The sequence below is a fragment of the Streptomyces sp. NPDC001985 genome (assembly GCF_040296845.1).
Lineage (GTDB): Bacteria > Actinomycetota > Actinomycetes > Streptomycetales > Streptomycetaceae > Streptomyces.
The window spans coordinates 1-17,418 of record NZ_JBEOYB010000067.1; the positions used below are offsets into that span (position 1 = coordinate 1).

The following is a 17,418-nucleotide window of genomic DNA, read 5'->3' on the forward strand; positions in this document are numbered from 1 at the left end:
GAGCCCCCCGAAGCGCTCCTCGGTCACGGAGTGCTCGGGCAGGAAGCCCAGATTCACCCCCACCCGCCGGCCCGCCCTGCCCCGGAGTGTGCCGGGTCGCCGGCCCCGGCCGGCCGGCCGTGCGCCGGTCAGGCGTCGACCTTCTCCATGACCTCGTCCGAGACGTCGAAGTTGGCGAAGACGTTCTGCACGTCGTCGCTGTCCTCCAGCGCGTCGATCAGCTTGAAGATCTTCCGCGCGCCGTCCTCGTCCAGCTCGACCTGCATGGTCGGGACGAAGTTGGCCTCGGCGGAGTCGTAGTCGATGCCCTCGGCCTGGAGCGCGGAGCGCACCGCGACCAGGTCCGTGGCCTCGCTGAGCACCTCGAAGGACTCGCCCAGGTCGTTGACCTCCTCGGCGCCCGCCTCCAGGACCGCGCCGAGGACGTCGTCCTCGGACAGCTCGCCCTTGGGGACGATCACCACGCCCTTGCGGTTGAAGAGGTAGGAGACCGAGCCCGGGTCCGCCATCGAGCCGCCGTTGCGGGTCATCGCGACCCGCACGTCGGAGGCGGCGCGGTTGCGGTTGTCGGTCAGACACTCGATGAGGACCGCGACGCCGTTCGGGCCGTAACCCTCGTACATGATCGTCTCGTAGTCGGCGCCGCCGGCCTCCAGGCCCGCGCCGCGCTTGAGCGCGGAGTCGATGTTCTTGTTGGGAACCGACTGCTTCTTCGCCTTCTGGATGGCGTCGAAGAGGGTCGGGTTACCGTCGATGTCGGCGCCACCGGTACGGGCCGCGACCTCGATGTTCTTGATCAGCTTCGCGAAGAGCTTGCCGCGCTTGGCGTCGATCACGGCCTTCTTGTGCTTCGTCGTAGCCCATTTAGAGTGGCCGGACATCTGCCTGTCTCCTTCGCGTTACCCAGTGCTGCTGCGTTCCGCAGAGATCCTACCGGGAACGGGTCATCGGGCCGCGCGCACCATGTCGGCGAAGAGGGCGTGCACCCGGTGGTCCCCGGTGAGTTCCGGGTGGAACGAGGTGGCCAGCGCGCGCCCCTGGCGCACGGCGACGACATGGCCCTCGTGCTCCGCGAGTATCTCCACCTCGGCGCCGGTCGACTCCACCCACGGCGCGCGGATGAAGACACCCTGGACGGGGCCGCCGCGCACGCCGCTCAGCGCGACGGACGCCTCGAAGGACTCGTTCTGGCGGCCGAAGGCGTTACGGCGGACGATCATGTCGATGCCGCCGATGGTCTCCTGGCCGGAGCGGGGGTCGAGGATCTTGTCGGCGAGCAGGATCAGACCGGCGCAGGTGCCGTAGACCGGCATCCCGTCGGCGACCCGGGCGCGGAGCGGCTCCATCATGCCGAAGAGCTTCGCCAGCTTGGACATGGTGGTGGACTCCCCGCCGGGGATCACCAGGCCCTCGACCCCGGCGAGTTCCCCGGGGCGCCTGACCGGACCGGCCGCGGCGCCCGCCGCGGCCAGTGCCGTCAGATGCTCCCGTACATCGCCCTGGAGGGCGAGAACCCCGATGCGGGGGGCGCCGGGAGCCGTCATCACCAGCCCCGGTTGGCGTAGCGCTCGGTCTCGGGGAGGGTGTCGCAGTTGATGCCGACCATGGCCTCGCCCAGATTGCGGGAGGCATCGGCGATGATCTTCGGGTCGTCGTGGAAGGTGGTGGCCTTCACGATGGCGGCGGCGCGCTTGGCCGGGTCGCCGGACTTGAAGATGCCGGAGCCGACGAAGACGCCCTCGGCGCCGAGCTGGCGCATCAGCGCGGCGTCGGCGGGGGTGGCCACACCGCCGGCCGAGAAGAGGACCACCGGCAGCCTGCCCAGCTCGGAGACCTCCTTGACCAGCTCGTAGGGGGCGCGCAGCTCCTTGGCCGCGGCGTACAGCTCGTTGTTGTCGCAGCCGCGCAGCCGGGCGATCTCGTTCTTGATCTGGCGCAGGTGGCGGACGGCCTCGACGACATTGCCGGTGCCGGCCTCGCCCTTGGAGCGGATCATGGCCGCACCCTCGGCGATGCGGCGCAGGGCCTCGCCGAGGTTGGTGGCGCCGCAGACGAAGGGGGTGGTGAAGGCCCACTTGTCGGAGTGGTTGACCTCGTCCGCGGGGGTGAGCACCTCGGACTCGTCGATGTAGTCGACACCGAGCGACTGGAGGACCTGGGCCTCGACGAAGTGGCCGATGCGGGACTTGGCCATGACCGGGATGGAGACCGCCTCGATGATCTCCTCGATCATGGTGGGGTCGGACATCCGGGCCACTCCGCCGTCCTTGCGGATATCGGCGGGGACCCGCTCCAGGGCCATGACGGCGACGGCGCCCGCGTCCTCGGCGATCTTCGCCTGTTCGGCGTTGACCACGTCCATGATGACGCCGCCCTTGAGCTGCTCGGCCATGCCGCGCTTGACCCGGGCGGTGCCGGTCGCCGGGCCGTCGGTGGGGAGCGGGGCGGGGGTGGGCGTGCTGGACACGGAGACCTCACTGGGGACTGGGGGTTACGGATCGGGGCGCGCCCGGCGGTGCGGCGCGGCATCGACGGAATCGATGGAACATCCGTGGACCAGTCCACTGCAAGGGCCAATGAGCAGGCGGTGGATCGTTTCCCGGGAGGTGGGCGGTCAGCCGGTGGGGCGGTCAGCCGGTGGGGCGGTCGGCGAGGGCGGTGGGGGGTTCGTCGTCCATCTCGAAGGCGAGGGGGAAGGGGGCGTGGCCGGCGAGGCGGAACCAGCGGACCTTGCGGTGGCGGCGGAGGGCGCGGGCGGCGCGGACGGCGTCGTTGTGGAAGCGGCGCGCCATGGGGACGCGGCGGACGGCCTGCGCGAGTTCGAGGGTGGCGTCCTCGCCGCCGGGGACCCGGCGGACCGCGTCGAGCTGTTCGGCCTCCTCGAAGACGGCCCTCAGGGCTGCGCTCAGCTCGCTCTCCGCGACCTCCCGCTGCTCCTCCTCCGCCTGGCGGGCGGCGTGCGCGGCCTCGTACAGGACGATCGAGGCGGCGGGGTCGAGGACGCCGGCGGTGGCGAGTTCCTGGGTGACCGAGGCGCGGCGCAGGAGCTGGGCGTCGAGGGCGGCGCGGGCGGCGTCGATGCGGGTGTGGAGGCGGTCGAGGCGGCCGGCGGTCCAGCTGAGGTAGAGGGCGGTGGTGAGGAGGGCGGCGAGAATCCAGATGAACGTTGCGGTCACGGCGCCCTACGCTACCGCCGCCCCCGCCACCCCGCGGCCCACGCTCGGGGACCGGCCCCCGAGCGCCCGCTCCTCAATCGCCGGAGAGGCTGAGATAGTGCGCCTCGCCCGCCGACAGAAGCGGGCTCAGCTGGTGCGCAGGGGCCCGCGTCGGGGGTCAGTTGCGGGCCAGGCCGAAGCGGGCGCGGAGGCCGGGGCGGTCGTCGGTGGCCACCGACGAGGTGCCGTCGGTGACGGTCTCGTAGACCGAGAGGATGTCCGCGCCGACCGTCGACCAGTCGAAGCGGCGCACATGCGCACTCCCCCGCTTCCGCAGCTCCTCCCTCCGCTCCTCGTCCCCCAGCAGCCGGATCGCCGCCTCCGCCAGCGTCCCCGCGTCCTCGTTCACGAACAGCTCCCCCGCCGCCCCCTGGTCCAGCACCTGCGCGAAGGCGTCCAGATCGCTCGCCAGCACCGGCGCCCCCGCCGACATCGCCTCCACCAGGATGATCCCGAAGCTCTCCCCTCCGGTGTTGGGCGCCACGTACACATCGACGCTGCGCAGCAGCCGCGCCTTGTCCTCGTCGCTGACCATCCCGAGGAACTCGACGCGCGAGCGCATCTCCTTCGGCAGGGCGGCGACCGCCTCCTCCTCGTCGCCCCGCCCGGCGACCAGCAGCCGGGTGCCGGGGCGGGCGGCCAGGATCGCGGGGAGGGCGCGCATCAGGACCGGCAGGCCCTTGCGGGGCTCGTCGATGCGGCCGATGAAGCCGATCGTCCCGCCCTGCCACTCGGGCTTCGGCTCGGCCCGCTCGAAGAAGCCGACATCGACGCCGTTGGGGATCACCACCGCGTCCCCGCCCAGGTGCTCCACGAGGGTGCGCCGGGCGTACTCGCTGACCGCGATCCGGGCGCTGATCTTCTCCAGCGCGGGCTGGAGGATCGGATAGGCCGCGATCATGGCCCGGGAGCGCGGGTTGGAGGTGTGGAAGGTCGCCACGATCGGCCCCTGCGCCGCCCAGCAGGCGAGCAGCCCCAGCGACGGCGAGGTCGGTTCGTGGATGTGGATGACGTCGAAGGTGCCATCGTGCAGCCAGCGCCGCACCCGCGCGGCGGAGAGGAACCCGAAGTTCAGCCGGGCGACGGAGCCGTTGTACGGGACGGGCACGGCGCGGCCCGCCGAGACGACGAACGGCGGCAGCGGGGTGTCGTCGTCGGCCGGGGCCAGCACGGACACCTCGTGGCCGAGCCGGATCAGATGGTCGGCCAGATCCCTGATGTGGAACTGGACCCCGCCGGGGACGTCCCAGGAGTACGGGCAGACGATGCCGATCCTCACGCGCGGGCCTCCCCCGGCCGGGGCTCCAGATCCGAGAGCCACAGTCGTTGCAGCATGTGCCAGTCCTCCGGGTGCTCGGCGATCCCCTCGGCGTAGGCGTCCGCCAGGAGCTGGGTCATGGCGGAGGTCTTCTCGGCCCGGGTCCCCGCCCCGGGCACCTCCACGGGGTCGTGGACCTCGCCGTACATCATGGGCTCCGGCCCGTACCAGAGGGTGACGGGGAAGAGCCGCGCCCCGGTGTGCTGGGCGAGCAGCGCGGGTCCGGCCGGCATCCGGGCGGTGTCGCCGAAGTACTCGACCTCCACCCCCGAGGACGACAGATCGCGGTCGGCGACCAGGCAGACGAGACCGCCGGCCCGCAGCCGCCGGGCGAGGGTCCCGAAGGCGGCGCCGCCCGCGTGGGGCAGCACCTCCATGCCGAGGCTCTCGCGGTAGGCCACGAACCGGTCGTACAGGGTCTCCGGCTTCAGCCGTTCGGCGACCGTGGTGAAGGGGATGTCCAGGGCCCTGGTCAGCCAGGCCCCCGCGAGATCCCAGTTGGCCAGGTGCGGCAGTGCGAGGATCACGCCCCGGCCGTCGGCCAGGGTCTGGGTCATCCGGTGGATGTTCTTGATCTCGACGCTGTCCCGGACCCGTTCCGCGCTCCAGGACGGCAGCCGGAAGGACTCCATCCAGTACCGCATGTACGAGCGCATGCCGGCCCGGGACAGCTCGCGGAGCCGCTCGGGGCCGGCGTCCGGGACGACCCGGGCCAGGTTGGCCTCCAGCCGGAGCACCCCCTGGCCGCGCCGCTTCCAGGCGGTGTCGGCGATGGTCCGGCCGAGCGAGGCGGCGGCCGGTTCGGGCAGCTTGTTGACCGCGCTCCAGCCCAGCCCGTACAGCCCGTCGGTGAGACGGTCCCGCGCGGTCACTTCGCCTCGGCCTCGCTCTGGGTCGCGGCATCGGCCTCGGCGGACTCCCGGCGCACCGTCACGACACGCTGCCCCAGGGTCACGGCGCTGCCGATGGCGACGATCCACAGGGCGATCGGGAGCAGCACGTCCACTCCGGGCACGCCGAAGGCGTGCAGCCCGGCCAGGCCCGCGGCGACCAGGGAGATCACCAGCCGCTCGGCGCGCTCGACCAGCCCGTTGACGGCGACCGGGAGACCGATCGCCTCCCCGCGGGCCTTGGTGTAGGAGACGACCTGCCCGCTCGCCAGACAGAAGATCGACACCGCGCAGAGCACATTGTCGTTCCCCGTGCCCGCGTACCAGAGCGCGAATCCGCCGAAGATCGCTCCGTCGGCGACCCGGTCGAGGGTGGAGTCGAGAAAGGCACCCCAGCGGCTGGAGATGCCCGCCTGGCGCGCCATATTGCCGTCGATCAGATCCGAGAACACGAAAAGCGTGATGACGATCGTGCCCCAGAAGAACTCTCCCCTGGGGAAGAAGACCAAAGCACCCGCCATCACCCCGGCCGTTCCGATGAGAGTGACCGCGTCGGGGCTCACTCCACGGCGGAGCAGAAATGCGGCGAACGGTGTGAGGACACGCGTGAAGAATGCACGCGCGTACTTGTTCAGCATGGCCTTCCCGAGGTTCGGTGGGCCGTGTGGCCCCATCGGCCACCGGCTGGCCCATCGTAGCCAGGACCGGCGCTCTCCACCGCCGGGACCCGTCCAGGGCCCGTCCCCGGGGCCGCCCGGGGGCCGCCGGGCGGCCCTGCGGGCGGGCCCTCGGGGCGGGTGGTCCCGTCCGCGCGGTGCCGTCCGGCATATGGACGCACCATGAGCGGAGTGGAAAGCTCGAAAGACGACTGGAAGCTGGAAAGCTCGGACAGAAGACGACCGCGGGCGGCACCGGAGCGTGCTCCCGGGCGCCGTCCGGGGCCTCATCCTCGGCTCCGCGGCTCCGTCCGGAGGCATGGACGCGAGGGTTCCCGCGCCCGCGGCCCGTATCTCCTCATCTCCTCACCGCGCACTGGGTGCAATCGACCGGATCGATCGGGAGGCATGAATCATGGGCGACAGAGCGAACACACACCCCGGGGCCGCCGGCAGGGCCACGGCGGCCGACCAGCCCTCCGCGATACGGAATGTGGTGCTGGTCGGCCACAGCGGTGCGGGAAAGACGACGCTGACCGAGGCGCTCGCGCTCACCTCCGGCGCGGTGAACCGGGCGGGCCGGGTGGAGGACGGCGGGACGGTCTCCGACTACGACGAGATCGAGCACCGGCAGCAGCGCTCCGTACAGCTCTCGCTGGTGCCCGTCGAGTGGGGCGGAATCAAGATCAACCTGCTGGACACCCCCGGGTACGCGGACTTCGTCGGGGAGCTGAGGGCCGGTCTGCGGGCGGCGGACGCGGCCCTCTTCGTGGTGTCGGCGGCGCAGGAGGCCGAGGCGGTGGCGGGCGCGACCCGGGCGGTGTGGGAGGAGTGCGCGGCGGTGGGGATGCCCCGGGCGATCGTGGTCACCCATCTGGAGACCGCCCGCACCGGGTACGACGAGCTGACCGCCGTCTGCGCCGACATCTTCGGCGGCGGCGACGCCGACGCGGTGCTGCCGCTCCATCTGCCGCGGTACGGCACCCCGGGCCCGGACGGGCACGCGCCGGTCACCGGTCTGGTGGGGCTGCTCTCCCGGAAGATCTTCGACTACTCCTCCGGGGAGCGGAAGGAGGTCGCCCCCGGCCCGGAGCAGGCCCCGCTGATCGAGGAGGCCCGCAACCGGCTGATCGAGGGGATCATCGCCGAGAGCGAGGACGAGACCCTGATGGACCGCTATCTCGGCGGCGAGGACATCGATCTCGGCACGCTGATCGCCGATCTGGAGAAGGCCGTCGCCCGCGGGGCCTTCCATCCGGTGCTGGCCGCGGCGCCGGCCGCCGAGGGGGCCCGGCAGGGGCTGGGCACGGTGGAGCTGCTGGAGCTGATCACCGGGGGCTTCCCGACCCCGCTGGAGCCCGAGTGCCCGCCCGTCACCACGCCCCGGGGCGCGCCCCGGCCCGCCGTGGGCTGCGACCCGGACGGGCCGCTGGTGGCGGAGGTCGTCAAGACGGCCTCCGATCCGTATGTCGGGCGCATCTCGCTGGTACGGGTCTTCTCCGGCACCCTGCGCCCGGACGAGACGGTCCATGTCTCCGGGCACGGCCTCACCGACCGGGGCCACGAGGACCACGACGTGGACGAGCGGGTCGGGGCGCTCTCCGTCCCCTTCGGCAGGCATCAGCGCCCGCTCAACCGGATCATCGCCGGTGATCTCGCCTGTGTCGCCAAGCTGTCCCGCGCGGAGACCGGCGACACGCTCTCCGCGAAGGACGATCCGCTGCTGATGGCGGCGTGGACGATGCCGGACCCGCTGCTGCCGCTGGCCATCGAGGCGCACAGCAAGGCGGACGAGGACAAGCTCTCCCAGGGGCTGGCCCGGCTGGTCGCCGAGGACCCGACGATGCGTCTCGAACAGAACCAGGCGACGCGCCAGGTGGTGCTCTGGTGTCTGGGCGAGGCCCATGCCGATGTCGCGCTGGAGCGGCTGCGCAGCCGCTACGGCGTCCGGGTCGATGTGGTGCCGCACCGGGTGTCGCTGCGGGAGACCTTCGGCGAGCGGGCGGCCGGGCGGGGGCGCCATGTGAAGCAGTCCGGCGGACACGGGCAGTACGCGATCTGTGAGATCGAGGTGGAGCCGCTGCCCGCGGGGTCCGGGATCGAGTTCGTGGACCGGGTGGTGGGCGGTGCGGTGCCCCGGCAGTTCATCCCCTCGGTGGAGAAGGGGGTGCGCGCCCAGGCGGCGCGCGGGCTCGCCGCCGGCTGTCCGCTGGTCGATGTGCGGATCACCCTGCGGGACGGGAAGGCGCACTCGGTGGACTCGTCCGATGCCGCGTTCCAGACGGCGGGCGGGCTCGCGCTGCGCGAGGCGGCGGCCGGCTGCCCGATCCATCTCCTGGAGCCGGTGGCCGAGGTGCGGGTGCTGGTGCCGGACGAGTACGTGGGCCCGGTGATGAGCGATCTGTCGGGGCGGCGCGGCCGGGTGGTGGGCACCGAACAGGCCGCCGGGTCCCGGACCGTCGTCCGGGCCGAGGTCCCGGAGATCGAGATCGGGCGGTACGCGGTGGATCTGCGTTCGATCTCGCACGGCACGGGCCGGTTCAGCCGTGCGTACGCCCGTCATGAGGCGATGCCGCCGCAGGTCGCGGAGAAGGTGCGGGAGCGGACCGGGGCCCGGGTCTGACACCCCGGGGCGGAAACCCGCGGAAGCCGGTGCCCCGAAGGACGCCGCCCGGCCCTCCGGGGGCCGGGCGGCAATTCCCGCCGGGTACGGAAGTACCGTGACGCGGACGACACAGCCCGGATACGCTGAGGTGCCCAGCTCAGCAGGTGTGCGGGGCGCGGCAGTTGGGAACAGGCCGCAGAGCGGACGACAATGCGGCGATGTTGGGGGCGGTAAGTGGCGAGCGACAGTTTCGATTTCAGTCCCGGAGCACAGGTCCCGCTCATGGGCTCGGCGGGGCAGACCGCGGCGACACAGGCGCTGGCCTCGGCGGCGTACCGCGACAGCCCGGCCGAGGCGATCCTCGACGCCAACAGCGAGTGGCACAAGTCGGAGGTGAAGAAGGGCAAGTTCTCGCTCTTCGAGCCGAACCTCGGTGAGGCGTTCTCCCGGGCCGTGCAGAACCGGATGCTCGGAAGCGGGCGCGGCGCGCTGATCCAGTCGTTCGGCATGGAGCCGCAGACCGTGGTCGAGCACTGTCTCGCCGCCAGCCACATCCGCAAGGAGCGCGACACCAGGCTCACCATGATCATGGCGGTCTGCGGGCTGCTCTTCCTGCCCGGGATGCTGCTGTGGATGGGCGTCTTCCAGTTGCGCCGCACCATCGCCGGGGCCTCCAACAAGCGGGCGGGCGCGCTGGGCACGGTCCTGCTGCTGGCGATCGGCGGGCTGGCGCTGCTGCTGCTGATCCGGCTGCCGTTCGCCGGTTTCTGGGCCTTCTATCTGCGGGGCATGATCATCGCCCCGGTGGTGGGGTGGCTGCTGGCCAAGCGGCTCTGCGAGTCCACGGCGAAGGATCTGCGGGACCGCTGGGACGGGCTGCTCTCGGGCGGCGGCATCGGCGCCAAGATCCCCGACACGGTCCCCGGCGGCCCGCAGGACTCGGCGCGGGAGCAGTTGCGGCAGAGCCTGGAGAAGCTCACCGCCGAGCAGCACGCCAACTCGGCTTTCTACGCCGGCCCCAAGGGAATACTGGGCATGGGCACCCGCTGGGGAAGCTGGCAGATGGCCGAGGAACTGGTCTCCAAGGAGCCGGGCAAGGAGATCAACCAGTTCCGGAGCTGGGATGTCATACGGGCGATCCACGACAAGCTGAAGCTGCTGGAGCGCGGCCCGCTGAATTCCGGCGGCTTCCCGGCTCCCTCGGTCAAGCACTGGATCGTCTCGCCGGTCGGCGAGAACGCGGGCTCGGTCTCCCGGCCGGAGGGCGCGGATGTGGAGTCCTTCCAGGTCAAGGGCCATGAGATACAGCGCATCTGCAACCATCAGCAGTTCGGCAGCGGCAACCGCCACTATCTGGGCGTGCAGTTCACCCTCTGGGACGGACAGCTGGTGATCACGATGATGATCACCGTGACGGTGCTGCACGAGACCCTCCGCGTGGAGGTCACCGGGCACGCACTCGGCCCGGTGCACGGCTTCTTCACCACCAAGTCCTCGCCGAAGACCGTCACGGTGAGCAAGACCCTGCGCTTCTGGGAGACGCGGACCCGCACCCTGCCCCTGGTGGAGGCGCGGGAGGTGGTGCGGCTGATGGTGCGGGCGCCGCTGACCTGGTATCCGCCGCTGCTGGAGTTCCTCGGCGGCAAGCTGGTGCTGCCGGAGCCGTTCGGGCTGCGGCACCCCTGGGCGGACAAGCCCTGGCGGCACCGGTTCATGGCCGACGACGCGATGCGCGCGGCCACGCCCGTCCTGCGGGTGGCGCACGCCGCCGCGCTGCGGGTGCTGGACGAGAACGGCGTGGACACCGCGCGCTTCGCCGGCCGGTCGATGGCCGTCAGCGGCGGGGTGCAGGACGCGGCGCCGAAGAAGGCGGATCTGTACGACGCCTGAGCCGCCGCCGCGATCGCGGCACGGAGAGCGCCCCCCGGCCGTCGCCGGGGGGCGCTCTCCGTACGGGACGGCTCAGTCCGTGGGCCAGGAGCCCGCCAGCATCGCCCTGGTGTCCGCGAGAAGCTGCGGCAGCACCTTCGTGTGGCCGACGACCGGCATGAAGTTGGTGTCCCCGCCCCAGCGCGGAACGATGTGCTGGTGCAGATGGGCCGCGATCCCCGCACCTGCGGAGATGCCCTGGTTCATCCCGATATTGAAGCCGTGTGCCCCTGACGCCGTCCGCAGCGCGGTCATCGCCCGCTTGGTGAAGTCCGCCAGCTCGGCGGTCTCCGCGCCGTTCAGCTCGGTGTAGTCGGCGACATGCCGGAAGGGGACCACCATCAGGTGCCCGCCGTTGTACGGATAGAGGTTGAGCACCGCGTAGACGGACGAACCGCGCGCGATCACCAGCCCGTCCTCGTCGGACTTGGCCGGGATGGAGCAGAAGGGGCAGCCGTCACCGGCCTCGGGCCCGCTCGGCTTGTTCTCCCCTTGGATGTAGGCCATCCGGTGAGGCGTCCAGAGGCGCTGAAACGCGTCGGGCGTCCCCACTCCCATCTGCTGCTCCGGGTCACTCGTCATGCTGTGCAGCATATGGCGTCGCCCCTGCGGAGCGTGTCGCCGGGGGCGGGGTCCGCCGGGCCCGGCGATGCTGGACGGATGGACGATGAGAGCAGGCTGTGGGCCTGGCGCCGACGCATGGAGATTCCGCTGTTCGCCGCGTCGGCGCTCTATCTCGCCTGCTACGCGGTACGGGTGCTGGCCCACGGTCTGCCCGGGGGGTGGCAGGACGCGCTGCTGACGGTGACCTACGCGGTGTGGGCGCTCTTCGCCGTGGACTACGCGGTGCGCTGGCGGCTCAGCGGGGAGGGCCCGGCCTATCTCCGCCGGCATCTCATGGACGCGGTCGTGGTGCTGCTGCCGCTGCTGCGCCCGCTGCGGATCGTACAGATCTACGAGACGGTCCGGCACCGCCGCGCACACGCGCGGCTGTCCCTGTACGCGCGGGTGATCGCCTACGCGGGGCTCTCGGCGGTGCTGCTGGGCTTCGCGGGCGCGCTCGCCGTCTACTCGGCGGAGCGCGGCGCGCCCGGGGCGTCGATCGTGACCTTCGGGGACTCCGTGTGGTGGGCGTGCTCAACGCTCACCACGGTCGGGTACGGCGACATCACACCGGTGACCCCGCTGGGGCGGGTGGTGGCGACGGGGATGATGGCCGGGGGGATGGCGCTGTTGGGGGCGGTCACGGGATCGTTCTCCTCGTGGCTGATCCAGACCTTCACCCTGGACGAGGACCGACGGCCCCCGGGGGGTTCCCCGGGAGCCGTCTGAGCACTGCCGCCACCGGGGCCGGGACGGGCGGACACGGTCCGGGAGCCGGTCCCGGAACCCGGCCGCCCCGGGCCCGGGCGCGATCCCGGACCCGGACGCGGGCCCTGCGCGGTCCCGGACCCGGGGTGGCGCCGGAGGCGGTCTCAGACCTGGACGCGGTCCTGGACCACCTGGGCCAGCTTGGCCAGGGCCGCGTCGCGCGGCACGCCGTTCTCCTGCGAGCCGTCGCGGTAGCGGAAGGAGACCGTGCCCGCGTTCATGTCCTCGTCACCGACGATGATCATGAAGGGGACCTTCAGCTTCTGGTGGTTGCGGATCTTCTTCTGCATCCGGTCGGAGGAGGCGTCGACCTCCACCCGCAGGCCCTGCTTCCGCGCCTCGGCCGCGAACTCCTGGAGGTAGTCGACGTGCGCGTCGCCGATCGGGATGCCGACGGCCTGCACCGGAGCCAGCCACGGCGGCATCGCGCCCGCGTAGTGCTCCAGGAGCACGGCGAAGAACCGCTCGATCGAGCCGAAGAGCGCGCGGTGGATCATGACGGGCCGCTGGCGCGAGCCGTCCGGCGCGGTGTATTCGAGGTTGAAGCGCTCGGGCAGGTTGAAGTCGAGCTGGACGGTGGACATCTGCCAGGTCCGGCCGATCGCGTCCCGCGCCTGCACCGAGATCTTCGGGCCGTAGAAGGCCGCGCCGCCCGGGTCGGGGGTCAGCGGGAGCCCCTGCTTCTCGGCCACCTGGCGCAGCACCTCGGTGGCCTCCTCCCAGGCCTCGTCCGAGCCGACGTACTTCTCGGGGTCCTTGGTGGACAGCTCCAGATAGAAGTCGGTCAGACCGTAGTCGCGGAGGAGGTTGAGGACGAAGGTGAGGGTGCGGTCCAGCTCCTCGGCCATCTGCTCGCGGGTGCAGTAGATGTGCGCGTCGTCCTGGGTGAAGCCGCGGGCCCGGGTCAGACCGTGCACGACGCCGGACTTCTCGTACCGGTAGACCGTGCCGAACTCGAACATCCGCAGCGGCAGCTCACGGTAGGAGCGGCCCCGGGCGTCGAAGATCAGGTTGTGCATCGGGCAGTTCATGGGCTTGAGGTAGTAGTCCGTACCACCGTCGAGCTGCATGGGGGGGTACATGCCGTCCGCGTACCAGTCCAGGTGGCCGCTCTTCTCGAAGAGGGCGCCCTTGGTGGCGTGCGGGGAGTAGACGAACTCGTACCCCTCCTCCTCGTGCCGCTTGCGGGAGTAGTCCTCCATGACCCGGCGGATGATGCCGCCGCGCGGGTGGAAGACGGCCAGGCCGGAGCCGACCTCGTCCGGGATGGAGAACAGGTCCAGCTCGTTGCCGAGCTTGCGGTGGTCGCGCTTCTCGGCCTCGGCGAGGAACTCCAGATGCGCCTTCAGCTCCTCCTTGGAGGGCCAGGCGGTGCCGTAGATCCGCTGGAGCATCGGGTTCTTCTCGCTGCCGCGCCAGTACGCGGCGGCGTTGCGCATCAGCTTGAACGCCGGGATGTTCCGGGTGGTCGGCAGGTGCGGGCCCCGGCAGAGGTCCTTCCAGCACAGCTCGCCGGTCCTGGCGTCCAGGTTGTCGTAGATCGTCAGCTCACCGGCGCCGACCTCGACGTCCGCGCCGTCGTCGCTGGAGGCGGAGCCCTTGATCCCGATCAGTTCCAGCTTGTACGGCTCGTCGGCCAGCTCGGCGCGGGCCTCCTCGTCGCTGACCACCCGGCGGGAGAACCGCTGGCCGCGCTTCTGGATCTCCTGCATCTTCTTCTCGACGGCCTTCAGGTCCTCGGGGGTGAAGGGCCGCGCGACATCGAAGTCGTAGTAGAAGCCGTCCCTGACCGGCGGGCCGATGCCGAGCTTCGCCTCGGGGAACAGCTCCTGGACCGCCTGCGCCATGACGTGCGCGGCGGAGTGGCGGAGGATGTTGAGGCCGTCCTCGGAGGAGATCTCGACGGGCTCGATCTCCTCGCCGTCACGGACCGGGTACGCCAGGTCCTTCAGCTCGCCCGCGACCCGGGCGGCGACGACGGTGCGCTCCCCGGTGAAGAGTTCGGCGGCCGTCGTGCCCGTGGCCACCACGCGCTCTTCCCGCTCGGAATCGCGTTGGATGATCACACGGACGTCTGACACCGGTCTCTCCTGACTGAGGGGGTGCGCGCCGGTGGGCACCGGGCGCCCCTGAATCGTACCGAGCCCGGAGCCCCCTCCGCGAAAGGGTTGCCCGGCCGGTGACGAGGAACCGGACCCGGCTCTCCCTCAGCCGGGGGCCGTGTCCGCGGGGAGGTGCTCCACCCCGGAGGCGTCGGTCAGCCGGCGGAAGCCGCCCCGGCTCTCCAGCCGGCCGGCCATCCGCACCGGCAGCCCGGCCAGATGCGCCCGCCCGGCGGTGGCGTACGCCTCCGGCTCCAGCGCCGCCCGGACGTACGGCACCTCCGCGCCGGCCAGCACCCTCAGCCGCACCGTCCCCGCGCCACCGGGACCGGAGCGGCGCATCCGCACCACCTCACCGGTGATCCGGACCGGCATCGACGGCTCCTCCCGCAGAAAGCGGGCGCCCGCCTCGCGCAGCGCGGGCAGGTCGGCCGGCGAGAACGCCAGCGGGCCCCCGCCGTCGGCGCAGCCCTCGGGTGCGCCGGCGCCGGAGGCCCACTCCACCTCGGCGCGCACCCCCTCCGAGCCGCGCATCAGCGCGATCACCGCCTCGGTCAGCTCCCGGCTCACCCCCCGGGCCACGGCCGCGTCGAAGCCGTCCATCCTGCCGGTCGCGGTCAGCTGGTCGAGGGCCTCGCGGGTCGCCCGCAGCGCCTGGTGCAGCCGGAGCGTGACCGGGCGCGCGGTCGCGGCCGGAACGAACGCGGTGAGGGTGCGCCCGCCGCGCGCGGGCGAGACCAGCACCCCTTCGAGCGATGCCTGTGCCTGCCGCCGGTGGCGCGCGCCGTGGTAGCCCGCCCGGCCGCGCGCCGCGAGCGCCCCCGCCATCAGCAGCTGCCGGGCCGCCGAGCGCAGCTGCTCCTCCACGGCCCAGGCAGCGCCGGGCACCGGCCGCTGCGGCACCTCGCGCCGCCAGCGGATCTCGTCGCTGGGGACGGTCAGACCGAGGAGCACCTCCCGCGCGGAGGGGACCGCGCTGCGGGCCAGCGCGGTGAGCGCCGCGCCGAGGAGGTCCTCGGAGCCCGGGAAGGAGCGGCTCTCCGGTACGAGCAGGCTGCCGGCGCCCGGCGCCCGGCCGGGCGGCATCCACCGGGCGCACCGCCCGGCGGTACCGCCCCGCCGCCGCCAGCCGTGCCGGTCCAGCAGGGCCGAGAGGACGACGGGGTCGACACCGGCCGGGTCGGGGTGCCGGGCGCCGGGGGCCGGCGGGGCCGCGCGGGAGAGGTCGTCATGGGGCGGCTGCATCAGGGGCTCCCTCCCGCTCCGGCCGGCGCCGGCTCCCGGGCGCCCGGCCGGGCCGGGCGCCGCACGGGACATCGGATGCGGTACCTGTCATCTGTGTTGTCACCGCCCCGCGTACGGCGCAAACGGCACGGGTATCACCGCTTCGGCGAGGGATCACGCCATCCGGCAGGCAGGGGACGGGAGTTCGGGGATGACGCTCTGGTACGACGGGCCGCTGGCCGCTTTCGACACCGAGACGACGGGGGTCGATGTCGAGGAGGACCGGATCGTGGCGGCGGCGATCGTGGTGCAGGACTCCGCGGGCGGACGGCCGCGCACCACCCGCTGGCTGGTCAATCCGGGCATTCCGGTGCCGCGCGCCTCGACGGAGGTGCACGGGCTGACCGAGGACCATCTGCGGCGCAACGGGCGCTGGCCGGCGCCGGTGATGGAGGAGATCGGGCGGGTGCTGGCGGAGCAGTGCGCGGCGTCGCGTCCGCTCGTGGTGATGAACGCGCCGTTCGATCTGACGGTCCTCGACCGGGAGCTGCGGCGGCACCGCGCCTCCTCGCTGGGCCGGGTGCTCCAGCACACGCCGCTGTGCGTGCTGGACCCGAAGGTGCTGGACCGGCAGCTGGACCGCTACCGGAAGGGCCGCCGCACGCTCGCGGATCTGTGCGCGCAGTACGAGGTGGTGCTGGAGGGGGCGCATGACGCGGCGGCGGACGCGCTGGGGGCGCTGGAGGTGACGCGGGCGGTGGGGAGGAGGTTCGCGGCGAGGATGGACCGGCTCACGCCGCCGGAGCTGCACTCGCTCCAGCAGGAGTGGCATGCCGCGCAGGCGCGGGGGCTCCAGGCCTGGTTCACCCGTGGCGGCACGCCGGAACCGGTGGACCCCTCCTGGCCCCTCCGCCCCACCACCCTCAGCCCCTCGGGCGTCTGACCCCGCCTCACCCGCCCCACGGGTAACCCGGGCAATCCCGAACCGTCCGGGGGGACCTCCCGGAGTCAGCTCAGGGGGAGATTGAGGACGACCCCCGCTCAACGCGCAACCCGAGCAAACCCAGCCCGTCCGGCGCTCGAGGACGGACCCTGTGCCACGGACAACCCGAGCGACTCCAGCCCGTCCGGCGCTCGAGGACGGACCCCGCACCACAGGTAACCCAAGCAAACCAGCCCGTCCGGCGTTTGAGGACGGACCCCGCACCACAGGTAACCCGAGCAAACCCAGCCCGTCCGGCGCTCGAGGACGGACCCTGTGCCGCAGGGCCCCGCACGCTGCGGGCCACGGTCGGGGGCCGGCCCCCGAACCCCCGCTCTCAAACGCCGGCGAAGCCGGATTTCGTGCCTCGGCCCCGAGGCGGGGCAGGGTGTGCTCGAACGCCGGCGGGCTGCGGTAGCCAGGGTCCCCGTCGAGACCGAGCAGCCCAGCCCGTCCGAGGGGGCACCTCGTGGAGATGGCTCCGGGAGATCGAGGGCGGGACGGCCGCCCGTGGGCGGGAAACGTGAAGGCCGGTCCGTCGAGCAGACGGACCGGCCTTTCCCGGTGGGCGATACTGGGTTCGAACCAGTGACCTCTTCGGTGTGAACGAAGCGCTCTCCCACTGAGCTAATCGCCCGGGAACGCACTGAACCATACAGTCCCCCCACCCCCCGCTCCAAATCCCCCCACCCACGCCTCGAGCCCCCTCCTCCCCGCCCTCATCATCACCGCGTGGTTCGCGCGGAACACCGGCCTGCAGAGCGGCCCCAGCCTCCGCAGCAGCGGCCTGCGGACCTCCACCTCCTGCTCGTACACCGCACGGGTGCCGGCGTGGTGCGGCGTCAGCGTCCAGCGCGCCCAGCCCTCCATGTCCCCGGTGAGGCGGGCCTCCAGCACCCGGGCCGCCGGGTCGTGGCGCAGCGTGCCGACGGTGACCCGGAGTTCGTACGGGAGGAAGGAGCGGACACGCACCGTGCCCCGGTCCGGGCCGAGCCGCGTCGCCTCACGGATCTGGGGCCACCAGAGCGGGTACTCCTCCGCCCGGGCGAGGGCGGTGAACACGGCGCCAGGGGGCGCGGTCAGCTCCCAGACCGAGCGGAAGCGGTAGTGGGACCGGTTCATGGCC

Annotated in this window: 15 protein-coding genes and 1 tRNA gene; 4 read left to right on the plus strand and 12 right to left on the minus strand. The window is 72.4% G+C overall.

Going from position 1 to position 17,418, the window contains the following annotated elements:
• Positions 1–128: 128 nt before the first annotated feature.
• The 7 genes from ABT122_RS25920 to pgsA all read right to left on the minus strand — a co-directional run bounded on the left by ABT122_RS25920 (position 129) and on the right by pgsA (position 6,061).
• Entirely contained in the window at positions 129–881 is a 753-nt protein-coding gene (locus tag ABT122_RS25920; protein WP_351556917.1) for a YebC/PmpR family DNA-binding transcriptional regulator, read from the minus strand.
• Positions 882–944: 63 nt separating this feature from the next.
• Complete coding sequence (gene pdxT, locus ABT122_RS25925) at positions 945–1,544, minus strand: pyridoxal 5'-phosphate synthase glutaminase subunit PdxT (protein ID WP_351556920.1); 600 nt, start codon at positions 1,542–1,544, stop codon at positions 945–947.
• Positions 1,544–2,467 carry a pyridoxal 5'-phosphate synthase lyase subunit PdxS gene (pdxS, locus tag ABT122_RS25930; protein ID WP_351556923.1) on the minus strand — a complete coding sequence of 308 codons (924 nt, stop codon included), beginning with the start codon at positions 2,465–2,467 and terminating at the stop codon, positions 1,544–1,546. Before pdxS ends, pdxT begins: the two co-directional genes overlap by 1 nt.
• A gap of 163 nt (positions 2,468–2,630) precedes the next feature.
• The gene (locus ABT122_RS25935; protein WP_351556926.1) at positions 2,631–3,176 is read right to left on the minus strand and encodes a LemA family protein; all 546 of its coding nucleotides are present in this window, start codon (positions 3,174–3,176) and stop codon (positions 2,631–2,633) included.
• A 157-nt stretch (positions 3,177–3,333) separates the two neighbouring features.
• Positions 3,334–4,494 carry a glycosyltransferase family 4 protein gene (locus tag ABT122_RS25940; protein WP_351556929.1) on the minus strand — a complete coding sequence of 387 codons (1,161 nt, stop codon included), beginning with the start codon at positions 4,492–4,494 and terminating at the stop codon, positions 3,334–3,336.
• Positions 4,491–5,405 carry a phosphatidylinositol mannoside acyltransferase gene (locus tag ABT122_RS25945; RefSeq protein ID WP_351556932.1) on the minus strand — a complete coding sequence of 305 codons (915 nt, stop codon included), beginning with the start codon at positions 5,403–5,405 and terminating at the stop codon, positions 4,491–4,493. The genes ABT122_RS25940 and ABT122_RS25945 overlap by 4 nt, the downstream gene beginning before the upstream one ends.
• Entirely contained in the window at positions 5,402–6,061 is a 660-nt protein-coding gene (pgsA, locus tag ABT122_RS25950; protein ID WP_351556935.1) for a phosphatidylinositol phosphate synthase, read from the minus strand. The genes ABT122_RS25945 and pgsA overlap by 4 nt, the downstream gene beginning before the upstream one ends.
• A gap of 433 nt (positions 6,062–6,494) precedes the next feature.
• Here pgsA and ABT122_RS25955 point away from each other — a divergent pair, with 433 nt between their 5' ends.
• The gene (locus tag ABT122_RS25955) at positions 6,495–8,702 is read left to right on the plus strand and encodes an elongation factor G-like protein EF-G2 (RefSeq protein ID WP_351556938.1); all 2,208 of its coding nucleotides are present in this window, start codon (positions 6,495–6,497) and stop codon (positions 8,700–8,702) included.
• A gap of 216 nt (positions 8,703–8,918) precedes the next feature.
• Complete coding sequence (locus ABT122_RS25960) at positions 8,919–10,574, plus strand: AbeC-like domain-containing protein (protein ID WP_351556941.1); 1,656 nt, start codon at positions 8,919–8,921, stop codon at positions 10,572–10,574.
• A gap of 72 nt (positions 10,575–10,646) precedes the next feature.
• Here the strand turns inward: ABT122_RS25960 and ABT122_RS25965 are convergent, their stop codons facing one another.
• On the minus strand, positions 10,647–11,207 hold the full coding sequence (locus ABT122_RS25965) for an HIT family protein (RefSeq protein ID WP_351556944.1): 561 nt from the start codon (positions 11,205–11,207) through the stop codon (positions 10,647–10,649).
• Between the two features lie 66 nt (positions 11,208–11,273).
• Between ABT122_RS25965 and ABT122_RS25970 the strand changes: the two genes are divergently transcribed.
• On the plus strand, positions 11,274–11,945 hold the full coding sequence (locus ABT122_RS25970) for a potassium channel family protein (protein WP_351556947.1): 672 nt from the start codon (positions 11,274–11,276) through the stop codon (positions 11,943–11,945).
• A gap of 143 nt (positions 11,946–12,088) precedes the next feature.
• Here ABT122_RS25970 and thrS read toward each other — a convergent pair whose 3' ends face one another.
• Together thrS and ABT122_RS25980 are read right to left on the minus strand one after the other, a co-directional pair.
• Positions 12,089–14,065, minus strand: coding sequence for a threonine--tRNA ligase (gene thrS, locus ABT122_RS25975; protein ID WP_351556950.1), 1,977 nt, complete (start codon positions 14,063–14,065; stop codon positions 12,089–12,091).
• Between the two features lie 126 nt (positions 14,066–14,191).
• A complete protein-coding gene (locus ABT122_RS25980) occupies positions 14,192–15,331 on the minus strand; it encodes a hypothetical protein (RefSeq protein ID WP_351556953.1) in 1,140 nt (379 codons plus the stop codon).
• A gap of 190 nt (positions 15,332–15,521) precedes the next feature.
• Between ABT122_RS25980 and ABT122_RS25985 the strand changes: the two genes are divergently transcribed.
• Positions 15,522–16,253, plus strand: a complete 732-nt coding sequence (locus tag ABT122_RS25985; RefSeq protein WP_351556956.1) for an exonuclease domain-containing protein — start codon at positions 15,522–15,524, stop codon at positions 16,251–16,253.
• Positions 16,254–16,857: 604 nt separating this feature from the next.
• Here the strand turns inward: ABT122_RS25985 and ABT122_RS25990 are convergent.
• Together ABT122_RS25990 and ABT122_RS25995 are read right to left on the minus strand one after the other, a co-directional pair.
• A tRNA-Val gene (locus tag ABT122_RS25990) sits at positions 16,858–16,929 on the minus strand.
• Complete coding sequence (locus ABT122_RS25995; protein WP_351556959.1) at positions 16,920–17,414, minus strand: SRPBCC family protein; 495 nt, start codon at positions 17,412–17,414, stop codon at positions 16,920–16,922. The genes ABT122_RS25990 and ABT122_RS25995 overlap by 10 nt, the downstream gene beginning before the upstream one ends.
• Positions 17,415–17,418: the final 4 nt, after the last annotated feature.